This is a genomic window from Alphaproteobacteria bacterium SS10, from assembly GCA_019192455.1.
Classification (GTDB): Bacteria; Pseudomonadota; Alphaproteobacteria; order TMED2; family TMED2; genus TMED2.
In genome coordinates, this window is the sequence record JAHCML010000005.1 from 224,583 (window position 1) to 238,431 (window position 13,849).

The window sequence follows — 13,849 nt, forward strand, 5'->3', positions numbered from 1 at the left end:
CATCAAATGCAATTGCACGTCACTGGACTGGTGGTGGGGGATTACCGCCGGTGATATTTGTCAGTCAGCCATGGATATGGCCATGGCATGGCGATCGTTGAGGGGAAAGCCATGTTGTCTGCCGCCGATTTGCACATCCGAACCCGTGGTTATGCCATCAGGCCGTCCGCGCTGCGCTTTGCGCTGTTGACCGGTACCGCCTTGGCCGTTGCAACGCTGATTTCTGGCCCAGCCTTCGCCCAACAACAGCCGGGTGCCGATTTCACCTATGGTGGTGGCTCGATCAACTCAGCCCAGCCTGGTGACGACGGTTACTATCGCAACCCCTCGCTCTCCTATGACGAGATGGAAGAGCAGCGCCTCCGCGACTTTGAGCGCCGCCGCAATGGCTATATGAGCCAGGCGGCGACTGGCATGCAGCAGGGCGGTTCCATGGGCACCGTCGATGTCCCCTCAACCCAGGAGATCCGCGCTGGCCTCGACTACTCTGAGGAAGAGAACGAGCGCTTGGAATCAAACCGCGAGCGTCAGCAAGGCACGGTCAGCTCTGCTGGCAGCAGTCAAGCCGGGGCCATCCCAGCCGGGTCTGGCGGCTCAGAGCTTGATGAGATTGTTGCCCGCAATATCGACAATATGGGGCAAGAGGCGGTCGATCAGGCCTCCACCTATACCGGTACCGTTCGTGATTTTCAGGAACGCACTGGCGCTGTTACTCAGCAGAACTGCTCAACGATGACCTCGGCGTCTTCCTCATGCGGCACCAGCTTTGAGGCGACGGAAGCAGCGTTCCAGCAGGGGCTGAATACTGATATCCGGGACCCAAGCACCGGGACGGTTCAAGGTCAGCAAGGCGGCGCCTCAACCAACGTGCCGCCAATCCGCACCTCTATGTCTGACCTCGAAGAACCAGAGGTGGAGCTGGATGAGAGTATGGAAGGCCGGATCAACCCGGATGCCATTCAGCCCGTACGGGTTGAGGGCAGCGGCACCTTTGGTCCCGATGGCGATCCACTGAACCTGGATGAAATGATCTGGGACCAACTGCTGTTGAGTGATGAGGACCGGACCCTCGATTGGGAAGAGTACACCCACTACAAGGTCTATGGTTTCAACATGACCGGCACCGAATGGTACGGAAACGACCGGTTCCTAGTGCCGAACGATTTCTTCTTCCGGGCAGATGAGAATTTGGGCGGGCGCCAGTATCTGCGCAACCGTGATCGTCAGATCGCGCGTAATGACCGTCTGATCACTTTCCGCGAGTATCACAGCCTGATCGCTGATGGGTACAACATGACTGGGGTTCGCTACTTCGGTGATGATCTGGGCATTCAGGTGCGTTCCTATAGCTATTGGAACGATGATGACGACCGGGAGCCTTGGTACTGGGATACCGAGGCTTACGAACTGCCACTCGACTTTATTGAGCGGCAGAACCGTGATCGCCCATGGCAGGAAGATCGTGACCGCTAAACCCGGTCGATCAGTACGCTAACCTATCCAATTGAGCCGAGCGCGCGGCGCCCTTTAAGGGCCTCGCTTTCGAGTGCTTCACGCTGCACAAACTTCAGATGCCCGATGGCGTTCAGGAAGTCGCGATGGGCTGGCTTATGTTCTAGGTAATCCATCAGCCGGTAGATGTTGATCGGCTGCTTGGTGATCAGCGCCTTTACCTGCTCAACGGCCTCGCCATGATCGTAATGGTCGATCAGCTGACAAGCCGTCTGGGTCGGTGTCAGGGCAAGGTAATCCTGCGGCCGGCGGTCCCTGTAACGGGCAATGTCAAAGGGTGAGGCGCCAAGCGCTTGGAACTTCGGAAAGATAACGCGCACATCATCCGCGCTGCTCTCCAGTATCCGGCCAGAGGTTTGGCGAAAGCCCAGGGGCGCCATTTGGTTGATCACCCGCTCACGCATAGGGGCGGACATCATATCCAAATCTGAGCGGTCATATTTCAGATCATCAAAGACGGAGATGATGTTGAGCGGCGGCCTCGCAACCCAGAGATAAGGGTCACGGGACAGGGTCTCGAGCCGATCGGCAAGGGGCGTCGACGGCACTTCGCCGATATCTGCCGGTGGGCTGGCATTCGAGAGAAGGGCGGTAAGTCGGCGGATCAAAACCTACGCCGCCGACTCTTCGGATTTCGCCCCGATGAAAAGGCCGAGATCGGTGGCTGTTACCGGCACCGTCTCCCCATCATTCACCCTGCCCTCAAGCAGACGGGTGGCCAGCGGGTCCTGCAGATGCTTCTGGATCACCCGTTTCAACGGCCGCGCGCCATAGACGGGATCATATCCAGCATTAGCAAGCCAGGTGACCGCCTTGTCATCCAAATCCAGTTTGATCTGACGGTCCTCAAGCAGGCCACGCAGATGCTTCAGCTGGATATCGACGATACCCGCCATGTGATCGCGGCCAAGGCGGCGGAACAACAAGGTCTCGTCTAGGCGGTTCAGGAACTCTGGCCGGAACGCGCCCCGCACCACCTCCATCACCTGATCGCGCACTGCTTCCACATCATCGCCCTCGCCCTGTTGCGCCAGGAATTCGGCGCCGAGGTTGGAGGTAAGGATGATCAGGGTGTTGCGGAAGTCCACGGTGCGGCCCTGACCATCAGTTAGGCGGCCATCATCGAGCACCTGCAGCAGCACGTTGAAGACATCGGCATGGGCCTTCTCAATCTCATCGAACAGCACGACCTGATAGGGCCGGCGGCGGACGGCTTCGGTAAGGGCGCCGCCTTCTTCATAACCGACATAGCCAGGAGGTGCGCCGATCATGCGGCTGACCGCATGCTTCTCCATGTACTCCGACATATCCAGGCGCACCATGGCCTGGTCATCGTCAAATAGGAATTGGGCGAGTGCCTTGGTCAACTCGGTCTTGCCCACCCCGGTGGGGCCGAGGAAGAGGAAGGAACCAATGGGTCGGTTCGGGTCTTGCAGGCCAGCCCGCGCACGGCGGACAGCATTGGCGACCGCGCCAACCGCCTGGTCCTGACCAACCACACGGGTCTTAAGCTTATCTTCCATCTGAAGCAGCTTTTCCCGTTCGCCTTCCATCATCTTGTCGACCGGGATGCCGGTCCATCGGCTGACGATGGAGGCGATATCGCTATCGGTAACCTCTTCCTGGGTCATCTGCTGGTTCTCTGATGCCTCGGCATCGGCCAGCTTCTGCTCCAGCTCCGGGATCACGCCATAGGTCAGCTCACCGGCACGGGTCCAATCGCCCTCACGCTGGGCGCGTTCCAGGTCGATGCGAACGCGGTCGAGCTCTTCCTTGATCTTCTGGGCGGAGGCGAGCTTTTCCTTCTCGGCCAGCCAAACGGCGGTCATATCGGCCGATTGCTTCTCAAGATCCTTCAGCTCTTCCTCAAGCTTCACGAGGCGATCTTTGGAGGCCTTATCGCTCTCCTTCTTTAGTGCCTCACGCTCGATCTTCAGCTGCACAACCCGGCGGTCGACCTCGTCGATATCCTCAGGCTTGCTGTCCACGGCCATGCGTAGGCGCGCGCTCGCCTCATCGATCAAATCAATTGCCTTATCTGGCAGGAAGCGGTCGGTGATGTAGCGGTTAGAGAGGGTGGCCGCAGAGACAATCGCCGTGTCGGTAATCCGCACGCCGTGATGCACCTCATACTTATCTTTAAGACCGCGCAGGATCGAGATCGTGTCCTGCACCGTGGGCTCCGAAACCGTTACGGGTTGGAAGCGTCGGGCCAGCGCCGGGTCCTTCTCAATGTACTTTCGGTACTCATCCAACGTTGTGGCGCCAACACAATGCAACTCACCACGCGCCAGGGCGGGTTTCAGCATGTTGGAGGCATCCATCGCACCATCGGCCTTACCGGCGCCGACTAGGGTGTGCAGCTCATCAATGAACAGGATGATCTCACCATCGGCGGCGCTGATCTCGGCCAGCACAGCCTTGAGGCGCTCTTCAAACTCGCCCCGGAACTTCGCCCCAGCGATCAGGGCACCCATATCGAGGGACATGAGCTTTCGGTCGCGTAAGCTTTCCGGCACATCGCCATTGATGATGCGCTGGGCGAGGCCCTCGGCAATGGCGGTCTTACCAACGCCGGGCTCACCGATCAGGACTGGGTTATTCTTGGTCCGGCGGGAGAGTACTTGAATGACCCGGCGGATCTCCTCGTCCCGGCCAATGACGGGATCTAGCTTGCCGTTCTGCGCCACCTCGGTCAGGTCGCGGGCGTACTTCTTCAGTGCGTCAAAGCCAGCCTCGGCATTCGAGGTATCGGCGGTGCGCCCCTGGCGCATCTCACCGATGGCACCCTCCAGGCTCTGCGCATTGACGCCGGCCTGGGTCAGGATGCGGCTGCTCTCACCGCGCTCGGCGAGGGCGAGGGCCAGCAGTAGACGCTCAACGGTGACATAGCTGTCGCCCGCTTTCTCAGCGAGGCGCTGGGCGTCGTCGAAGACTTCTGCGAGGCCACGGTCGAGGTAGAATTGGCTGGTGCCCTTTACTTCAGGCAGCTTGCGCAGCTGGGCATCGGTGAATTCCTGGGCACGTTTGTGATTACCGCCGGATGCGGCGATCAGCGATGCGGCCAGGCCTTCCTCATCATCGAGGAGCGTTTTCAATAAATGTTCGGTGGTGATGCGCTGGTGCTGGCGTGACTTGGCCAACTGCTCGGCATTCACAATGAAGCCGCGCGCCCGATCAGTGAACTTTTCAAAGTTCATGGCGTAGGATTCTCCTAAGTCTCTTGGATCAACACCGCCCGCTTGAATTGCAGCACAGCATCGTCGCATGGAAACAAGCGGCCCGCTAGGCAGCACCGCAACATTTTACCTGGTGATGCGACCAATCCTTAGCAAGCGGAAAAGATCATCTTTTAAGCCTCTAAAACCTTGGTTAAATTGGCAGAACGCATGGTTTCAGTGCGAATTTCCCGATTTTTGAAGGTTGGCTCTTTATGGCCGGTATTGATCTTGGCTTGATTGGCAATTGCTCGATTAGTGCGCTGATCGACCCGAAAGGCACCATCAACTGGCTTTGTCTGCCGCGGTTTGATGGTGATCCCGTCTTCCACTCACTGCTTGGCACACCTGAAGACCGGCCCGGCCAGGGTTCGTTTGGGATTGAGCTTGAGGGTGTTGAGACGATCCGCCAGCGCTACCTGCCCAATACCGCGATCCTTGAGACCGTGATGGAAGGGCCGTCGGGCAGCATCCAGATCCATGATTTCGCGCCGCGCTTTAAGGCGAAGTCGCGCTATTTCCGCCCACAGATGATTATCCGCCGGGTGCGTCCCCTATCCGGTAGCCCGCGCGTTACCGTTAAGCTGCGCCCCTCCTATGATTATGGGCGCAAGGAACCGACCCAGACCTGGGGCTCAAACCACATCCGCTATGTCGGCGCCGGGCAGACGCAACGTCTGACCACCGATATGCCGGTCGATTACATCCGGCAGGAGACGCCCTTTGTCCTGAACCGGATGGTCAATCTGATCTTTGGCCCGGATGAGAGCCTGGGCGATGGCGTTAACACCGTGGCCCAGGATTTCCAGGATAGCACCGCCTATTACTGGCATGATTGGGTCAAGCGTTTGGCCCTGCCATTTGAGTGGCAGGAGGCGGTGATCCGCGCTGCCATCACGCTTAAGCTCTGCGCTTATGAGAGTACGGGCGCCATCGTCGCGGCCATGACGACGAGTATTCCAGAGGCACCGCATTCGGGCCGTAACTGGGATTACCGTTTCTGTTGGGTGCGCGATGCGTTCTTCACCGTCCGGGCGTTGAACAGCCTGGCGGCGGTGCGGACGATGGAGACCTATGTCCAATGGCTGATCAACATTATCGGCCAGGCGCCGTCTGAGAATGATGAGGGCCACATCCAGCCGGTCTATGGCATCGGGCTGGAGGCGCAAATCTCAGAATGGATTGTTGAAGAACTGCCCGGCTTTGAGGATATGGGCCCGGTGCGCATCGGCAATCAGGCGCATGAGCATTACCAACACGACACCTATGGCCAGATCATCCTGGGCGCGTCCCAGGCCTTCTTTGATCAGCGGATCTTCCGCACCGTTGGCCATGCGGAGTTTGAACGGCTAGAGGCGCTGGGCGAGCAGGCCTGGGCCCTCCATGATCAGCCCGATGCTGGCATCTGGGAGCTGCGCACCCGTGCCCGCATCCATACCTCCTCCAGTGTGATGTGCTGGGCCGCTTGTGACCGGCTGGCGAAGATCGCGGATGAAATCCAAGTGCCCGACCGCGCGACCTATTGGGCCGAGCGGGCAACAACAATCCGGGAGAAGATCCTAGAGCAGGCCTGGTCAGAGGAACGCCAAGCCTTTGTTGAGAGCTTTGGCGGTAAGTACCTCGACGCCAGTGTCTTGCTGATGAGTGAGGTGGGCTTCATCGACCCGATGGACCCGCGCTACGTCAAAACGGTTGAGGCGCTGGATAAGGAGCTGGGCCGTGGTCCGTTCATGCTGCGCTATCAAGAGGCCGATGATTTCGGTGAGCCAGAGGTTGGGTTCAATGTCTGTGCCTTCTGGCGCCTGGATGCCCTGGCTAAAATCGGCCGGAAGGAAGAGGCGCGGGAGATTTTTGAGCAGTTGCTGGCGGCCCGTAACGGCCTCGGCCTGATGTCAGAAGACACAGACTTTAAAACCGGTGAGGCCTGGGGCAACTTCCCGCAAACCTACTCCATGGTCGGTATCATCAACGGGGCGATGCGTCTCTCTAAGCCTTGGGAAAGTGCGGTCTGATCATGTCCGATGCACTTGCGACCATCACTGGCCTGTTCCGCTATCCGGTTAAATCCCTGTCCGGTGAGGCGCTGGACAGTGTTGAGCTGACCGCCGACCAATGCCTGCCCGGTGACCGGCTTTATGCCCTTAGCCATGGGGCGGGCAAGTTTGATCCTGCCAACCCCGAATGGTTGTCGAAGGCGCATTTCGCCAATCTGGCCAAGCAAGACATCATGGCCAAGCTGGACACCAGCTACGATCCGGAGACGACGACGCTCAGCATTCATGAGGCCGGCGCGACCAAGGCTGAAGGTCGCCTCGACAGTGAAGACGGGCGCGCGACTATTGAGGCGTTCCTGAACCCGTTTTTTGAGGGCAAGTTACCACCGCCAGTGAAGGTTGTGCGGGCCGGTTACGGTGCGCTCACTGATCAGGAAGAGCCGCTGATCTCCGTCATCAACCTCGCCACTTTGAAGGATTTGGAACGGGTGATGGAGCAGCCAATCGACCATCGCCGGTTCCGCGGCAATATCCTGGTTGATACCGGCGAGGCCTGGGCCGAACGCAAATGGGTTGGCCGGGATATTCAGCTGGGCGCGGCCAAGGCCGTGGTGGTCGACAACATTGACCGCTGTGCTGCCATCAATATCGACCCCGAGACCCGGGCCAAGAATATGAACCTCCCCGCCCATATCGTCCGAACCTTCGGCCATATGGATTGCGGTGTGTTTATTCGGATCAAGGATGGTGGCGCCGTTTCAGGCGGCGATACGATCCAGTTCGCCGGGTAACGCACGAACGGCTCTAGCCACCTAAATGTAAGGCTTAGCCGCCGCTGGTTCGCCTGAATCGCCGGTGTTGGGCTCACCCTTCGGTTCGATCAGCATGACCTTCACCTCATCGACTGCGCGGGGGCGGTGGGTGACGCCTTTGGGCACAATGAACAACTCGCCAGCTTTGACCGTGCGCGGCTCCTCACCCTCAATATCCATGATCATCTCACCCTCAAGGACGTAGAAGAAATCATCGGTATCGTCGTGCTTATGGAATGGGAACTCGCCCTTAAACTTCACCACCATGACTTCGTTGTCATTGTAGGTTGAGACCACATGCGGGTCCCAATGGGTGGTGAACTGGCCCAGCTTCTCACTCAGGTTAATCGTCTTCATGCCAGGCTCCGTCTATCGATGGTGACGGCGCCGTCGAGGTAACCCGACGCAAGCAGGATCGTGGCGGTTGATTGGTTGCAGGCCATGGGAATGTCGTAGAGCGTGGCCAGGCGCGTCAGTGCCTTAACATCCACATCATGGGGGTGGGGGGACAGCGGGTCGGTAAAGAAGATCAGCGTGCTAATCTCTCCCGCCGCGATCATGGCGCCGATCTGTTGGTCCCCGCCCAGTGGGCCGCTCTTCTTCAGCTCAATCGTCAGTCCGGGGCATTGGTCTTTCAGGCGACCGCCGGTGGTGCCGGTGCAGACGATCTGGTGACCGGTCAGGGTTGCCTCATGCTTCGCAACCCACTCGACCATGGCTTACTTCATCTGGTCATGGGCGATCAGGGCAATGATCTTCGATTGGTCTGGGGACATCAGTCTCACTCACAAAAGAAAAGCGCGCCGACGTTAAACCACGTGGCGCGCTCTATTGCTTGGAATTCTTACGTTTAGGGGGCGAGGAGGGTGATTACGCCTCTTCCCGCTCCATGATGTTGTCTTCAACTTCTGACATCAGCTCAGCGACGGCAGAGGTTTTGGCGCGGCCCCGGCTGGAGCGGCGACGTGGCTTTTCTTCAGCATCGTCATCGCTGTCCTCGGCAACGGCTTCATCGCCATCATCCTCGTTGTCATCCCGGGCGGCGTCAGCCTTGCGGGAGCGACCACGGCCCCGGCCGCGCTTTGGCTTCTCTTCAGCTTCTGCCTCGGCATCAGCCGCGACGGCGTCTTCTGCCTCTTCACCCTCATCGATGATGGTCTCATCAGATGCGTCGTCGGACGCTTGATCGCGGTTGCGGCCACGGCCCCGGCCTTCGCCACGCTCTTGATCGCGCTGCTCTTGCTGGCGCTGGCGCTCAGCTTTCCGCTCTTCAGCCTCCTCATTCGCGGCGGCGAAGATGCGGTAATAGTGTTCAGCGTGCTGGAAAAAGCTCTCAGCGCCGATGCGGTCGCCGGAAGAGGCGGCATCACGGGCGAGGGAGATGTACTTCTCGTACACCTGTTGCGCGGTACCGCGGATTTTCCCGTCGGGCCCGTTGCTATCAAAGACCTGTTGGCGGTTATTCGACTGGCGGCGGTTGTTATTATTGTTATTGCCGCGGCCCCGTGACCGTCGTTGATGTTGCCTCATTAACCTTCAGCCCTTCGTTACCAGTTAAAGCTGTTGCTGTTGCATGCAGCGGCGTTGGTCGCGCTGCGGTTTGGCCGGTCGCACGTCAATCATCGACATGCATGGCCGTTAACTTGTCTAAGTTTCTTTCCTTGCCCCCTAGGGCCCCCGGATTACGACCTTGCGGTTTCGAAATCCAAACTAACTCTCGCCTCTTGGCTCATTCGTTATGGCGACACTTGCTCGCTAATCAATGGTTGTTTCATCCATGACAACCGGTCGGGTCCACCCTGCCAATCCTGTTGTCCTGTTAATCAAGCTAGCTTGCGTCAAACATCCTAACGTCCGGTTGCAATTCGATGCCCATCATCTGGCGACCGATGCCCGGCTATGTCGGGGTTGTTGATCGGGAGGCCGTGCCGTCACCAATCCAACAAACATGCCCATGACCCTAGACCCTCCCATCGCTGGGGAAAAGGGTTTTTCGCCCCTAAATCGCCGAAATCCGCCTATTTCTCCGATTTAATGAGAACACAACGGGGGTGGCCCGCAAGATCAGACAATGGTGCCTGGGTGCTTAGGCCGGCCGCTGACAGGCAGGCGGGCACGCTTTCGCCCTGGTCAAAGCCGATCTCAACGGCGGCAATACCGTCCGGTGCCAGACGCCGATCAATGATTGGGCCGAGGGTCCGATAGGCCTCAAGACCGTCCTCCCCGCCATCAAGGGCGAGAGCCGGGTCAAAGTCTTTCACCTCGGGCGTTAGGCGCTCGATCATGCCGCCCGGAATGTAAGGCGGGTTGCTGATTACCACATCGAATTGCTGGTCGGCCTCTAACGCCCCATCCCAGTCGCTAAGTTGGAAGCTCGCCCGTTGATCAAGGCCCAGGGCCTTGGCGTTTGTCGCTGCCTGGGTGACCGCACCCTCTGCCAAATCCAATCCGGTGCCGGTGGCGTTGGGTAGCTCGCTTAGCAGGGCCAGCAACAGGCAACCGGTACCGGTGCCAAGGTCGAGGATGCGAAGTGGCTCATCCGCCCGTGGCGTCAGCTCGGCCAGCACAGCCTCAATAAGGATCTCACTATCTGGGCGTGGCTCAAGCGTGTCCGGCGACAGTTTGAAGGGTAGGCCCCAAAACTCACGCTCGCCCAGGATGCGGGCCACGGGTTCACGGGTTGCACGGCGGTCGATCAGGGTCTTGATGGTGGTCTGCTCATCATCGCTCAAAACCCGCTCGCCCTGCACGAAGAGGGCGGTACGGTCGAGGCCTAGGCAACCGGCGATCAGGATGCGGGCATCACCCCTTGCCGCTGGGATGCCGGCCTCCTTCAACTGCTTGGTCGCTTGCCGTAACACGCCCTCAAGCGAATTGGCGGGTACGTCCTTCTCTGGCGCGTTGAAGCGTGGGTCGACCTTTGGGTCGGGGGTCTGATCGACCATGGTTGAAATCCCGCTTAGCTGGCTTGGGCCAGGCGTTCGGCCTGGTCATGGGTGATCAACTCATTGATCGCCTCATCAAGCCCTTCACCCGCCATGATCTGATCGATCTTGTACAAGGTTAGGTTAATGCGGTGATCGGTGACCCGCCCTTGCGGGAAGTTATAGGTGCGAATGCGCTCCGACCGGTCGCCGGAGCCAACCTGACTTTTCCGGTCTGCCGCACGCTCAGCATCGGCGCGTTCCCGCTCAATCTCATAGAGCTTGGCGCGCAGCATCTTCATCGCCTTATCGCGGTTCTTATGCTGGGAGCGTTCCTGCTGGCAGGCGACAACCACACCGGTGGGCACATGGGTGATGCGCACGGCACTATCGGTGGTGTTCACATGCTGACCACCGGCGCCTGAGGAGCGGAAGGTATCGATGCGCAGCTCAGTCTCATCGACATGCACGTCCACATCCTCCGCCTGGGGCAGCACCGCAACCGTGGCAGCGGAGGTGTGAATACGGCCGCCAGCCTCGGTCTTCGGCACGCGTTGGACGCGGTGAACGCCACTCTCATACTTCATGCGGGCAAAGACGCCGGTGCCGTTCACCTCGGCCACGCCTTCTTTCAACCCGCCAATTTCGGTCTCGCTCGCATCCACTAACTGGAATGACCAGCCATGAATTTGGGCATAGCGCTGATACATCTGCATGAGTTCAGCGGCGAATAGGGCCGCCTCATCACCACCGGTACCGGGGCGGATCTCGAGGATCACGCTCCGCTCATCGGCGGCGTCTTTCGGCAGGAGGGCAAGGCGGATCGCATGTTCCAGCTCTGGCACCTGATCCTTCAGGGCCAGCTGATCATCGGTCGCCATCTTCCGCATCTCGGCGTCAAGGTCTGGATCGGCCAATAGCTCATCCAGATCGGCGAGTTCGGCGCGCGCGCTGTCTAAGGCCTGGATGCGTTCGACGATGGGGTCGAGGTCTGAGAGTTCCTTGGACAGGCTCGCGATTTCATCGCCGGTAATATCCGGCGCTGACAGGAGCGATTGCAGCTCACGATGTCGGCTTAGAACCTGTTGGAAACGCTCATCGAGCATAGAGAACTTTACGGGTAACGGTTGGGTTGGGCGCTATTCAGCTGCGACGGTCTTACCGTCCTCTGCGGCAGCTTTCTCCGCCTCAATCTCTTCGGCTTTCTTCTCAATCATCCCGGCCAGGTGCTCAACGATATCGTCGTTCTTCAGCCGGTGATTTGGAACACCAGCAACATAGACCTGGTGGGTGCCTTTACCGCCGCCGGTCAGGCCAATATCGGTCATGGTTGCCTCGCCCGGGCCATTCACAACACAGCCGATCACCGAAACGGTCATCGGCGTGGTGATGTGGGCCACGCGCTCTTCCAGTTTCTTGACGGTGTCGATCACCTGGAACTGTTGGCGGGCACAGGATGGGCAGGAAATCACATTCACGCCGCGGTGACGCAAGCCAAGGGATTTCAGGATGTCGAAACCGACCTTGATCTCTTCCACCGGGTCAGCGGAGAGCGAGACACGGATCGTGTCACCGATACCGGCCCAAAGCAGCATGCCCATGCCAACCGATGACTTCACCGTGCCAGAGCGGAGGCCGCCGGCTTCAGTAATCCCGAGGTGTAGCGGGTGATCGCAAGCCTCAGCCAGCGCCTGATAGGCGGCAACGGCGAGGAAGACGTCAGAGGCCTTCACACTGATCTTGAAGTTATCGAAATCATTGTCGAGCAGGATGCGAGCATGCTCGAGCGCGCTGTCCACCATCGCCTCTGGGCAAGGCTCGCCATATTGCTCAAGCAAATGCTTCTCAAGCGAGCCGGCATTCACACCGATCCGCATGGAGCAGTTGTTGTCCTTCGCGGCCTTAATGACCTCGCGGACCCGCTCTTCATTACCGATATTGCCTGGATTGATCCGTAGGCAGGCGGCACCGTTTTTAGCAGCCTCAATCCCGCGCTTATAGTGGAAGTGGATATCGGCCACGATTGGCACGGTCACTTCCGGCACGATTTCCTTCAGCGCGGCAGAGCTTTCCTCATCCGGGCAAGAGATGCGGACGATATCGGCGCCGGCAACCTCCATCGCGCGGACCTGTTCGATCGTCGCGGCGACATCATGGGTCAGCGTGTTGGTCATCGATTGCACGGTAATCGGCGCATCGCCACCAACCGGCACGTCACCCACCATGATTTGGCGTGATTTGCGCCGTTCGATCTGTCGCCAGGGGCGTACTGAAGTGTGATCCATGCTCATGGCCGTTTATGTGGCTCTGCGCGGTATAATTACCAGCGCTTCTGTTGGGGTTTTTGACCTTTTCTGCGGATGGCGTCAATCACATCCGGATGACGGTCTCGCTAACGGCTTGCCGTTGCTAATCCCTCGGCGTTCAAGGGGATGTCCCGGATCACCTGTCCTGGACGGCCAAGCGCCCGTGTCGTCTCACCGCTGGTGTAAGTGAGGGCCCCAGCATCGCCGACGGTTAGGATTAATCCATCACTCCGTGGCACGAAGTAGCGGTCGCCGCTTTTAAGCACACGGGTAAAGGCGATATCACCGCTGGACTGGTCGCGAATTTGGACCCAGACATCACCGGTGGCGGTTAGGCTGATATCCGACTGGTCTGCCGTGGTGCCGAAGGTTTCCAGCGCCTCGGCAAGGCTAACCGCCGCCTGCTGTTCTGCTGCTTGCTCACTCGCATTGGCGGCAATCGCGCCGGCACTACCGTCCGGCTGGCCGGTGGCGGCGATCACGGTGTTCAGGGCCGCATCTGGGTTGCCCGTGGTTTCTTCCGTCAGGGTCTGATCGATCAGTGACTGCAGCTGATCAGGCAGTTCTGGGATGTCGGTCGCCAGGTCGTCGATATTCGCGCCCTGCCACATGATGATCGCAACGGGGATCAACAGCACCGCCAGGCCAATCATGATCGAGGCCGCACCAGGCAAACGTCGTTCCAGGGTTGGGGTTGGGAAGCTGTAATGTGGTTGTTGGGTAAGGCCCTTAGCTTCTTCCCGCCATTGATCCTCAAGCGCTTGCGGGTCGAGGTCGAGGAACTTCGCGTAGCTGCGAACAAAGCCGATTGAGTAGATGCCACCGGGCAGGGCGCTGTGGTCATCCTGCTCCAATGAATCCAGCAGGGCGCGACGAATACGGGTGGCGTCCGCCGCTTGTTCAAGGGTCGCTGATTTGGCCAGCCGGGCAGATTTTAGTTGGCTGCCAACTGATGGCTGCGCAGGTGCGTCGGGCGCATCATCTGTGGCACCGTCCTCAACCTTATCATCTGCTTGTTCAGACATGCTGCTTTTCATCCGGGCTGGTACTTTGCGCGGCAACGATAAATTGGCGCAAGAAACC

11 protein-coding genes and 1 pseudogene are annotated in these 13,849 nt (G+C 59.1%); 3 read left to right on the forward strand and 9 right to left on the reverse strand.

What is annotated here, in order from left to right; translation table 11 throughout:
* The first annotated feature begins 87 nt into the window (after positions 1-87).
* Positions 88-1,473, forward strand: a complete 1,386-nt coding sequence (locus KI792_10010) for a hypothetical protein (protein MBV6633347.1) — start codon at positions 88-90, stop codon at positions 1,471-1,473.
* Between the two features lie 23 nt (positions 1,474-1,496).
* On the opposite strand, the gene KI792_10015 is transcribed toward KI792_10010, so the two are convergent.
* On the reverse strand, positions 1,497-2,120 hold the full coding sequence (locus KI792_10015; protein MBV6633348.1) for a hypothetical protein: 624 nt from the start codon (positions 2,118-2,120) through the stop codon (positions 1,497-1,499).
* A gap of 3 nt (positions 2,121-2,123) precedes the next feature.
* Positions 2,124-4,712, reverse strand: a complete 2,589-nt coding sequence (gene clpB / locus KI792_10020; GenBank protein ID MBV6633349.1) for an ATP-dependent chaperone ClpB — start codon at positions 4,710-4,712, stop codon at positions 2,124-2,126.
* A gap of 233 nt (positions 4,713-4,945) precedes the next feature.
* Here clpB and KI792_10025 point away from each other — a divergent pair, with 233 nt between their 5' ends.
* Positions 4,946-6,742 (forward strand): glycoside hydrolase family 15 protein, encoded by a 1,797-nt coding sequence (locus tag KI792_10025; protein ID MBV6633350.1) that lies wholly within the window; start codon positions 4,946-4,948, stop codon positions 6,740-6,742.
* A gap of 2 nt (positions 6,743-6,744) precedes the next feature.
* Positions 6,745-7,515, forward strand: coding sequence for an MOSC domain-containing protein (locus KI792_10030; protein MBV6633351.1), 771 nt, complete (start codon positions 6,745-6,747; stop codon positions 7,513-7,515).
* A 21-nt stretch (positions 7,516-7,536) separates the two neighbouring features.
* On the opposite strand, the gene KI792_10035 is transcribed toward KI792_10030, so the two are convergent.
* The 7 genes and pseudogenes from KI792_10035 to KI792_10065 all read right to left on the reverse strand — a co-directional run bounded on the left by KI792_10035 (position 7,537) and on the right by KI792_10065 (position 13,791).
* Positions 7,537-7,893, reverse strand: a complete 357-nt coding sequence (locus KI792_10035; protein MBV6633352.1) for a cupin domain-containing protein — start codon at positions 7,891-7,893, stop codon at positions 7,537-7,539.
* Positions 7,890-8,312, reverse strand: a pseudogene (locus tag KI792_10040) (methylglyoxal synthase). The gene KI792_10035 and the pseudogene KI792_10040 overlap by 4 nt, the downstream one beginning before the upstream one ends.
* Positions 8,313-8,406: 94 nt before the next feature.
* Positions 8,407-9,066: a DUF4167 domain-containing protein gene (locus KI792_10045; GenBank protein ID MBV6633353.1), complete on the reverse strand. Its 660-nt coding sequence runs from the start codon at positions 9,064-9,066 to the stop codon at positions 8,407-8,409.
* Positions 9,067-9,554: 488 nt separating this feature from the next.
* On the reverse strand, positions 9,555-10,481 hold the full coding sequence (gene prmC, locus KI792_10050; protein MBV6633354.1) for a peptide chain release factor N(5)-glutamine methyltransferase: 927 nt from the start codon (positions 10,479-10,481) through the stop codon (positions 9,555-9,557).
* A gap of 14 nt (positions 10,482-10,495) precedes the next feature.
* Positions 10,496-11,566 carry a peptide chain release factor 1 gene (prfA, locus tag KI792_10055; protein MBV6633355.1) on the reverse strand — a complete coding sequence of 357 codons (1,071 nt, stop codon included), beginning with the start codon at positions 11,564-11,566 and terminating at the stop codon, positions 10,496-10,498.
* A 33-nt stretch (positions 11,567-11,599) separates the two neighbouring features.
* Entirely contained in the window at positions 11,600-12,745 is a 1,146-nt protein-coding gene (ispG, locus tag KI792_10060; GenBank protein ID MBV6633356.1) for a flavodoxin-dependent (E)-4-hydroxy-3-methylbut-2-enyl-diphosphate synthase, read from the reverse strand.
* 107 nt (positions 12,746-12,852) lie between these two features.
* The gene (locus tag KI792_10065) at positions 12,853-13,791 is read right to left on the reverse strand and encodes a helix-turn-helix domain-containing protein (GenBank protein ID MBV6633357.1); all 939 of its coding nucleotides are present in this window, start codon (positions 13,789-13,791) and stop codon (positions 12,853-12,855) included.
* Positions 13,792-13,849 lie beyond the last annotated feature (58 nt).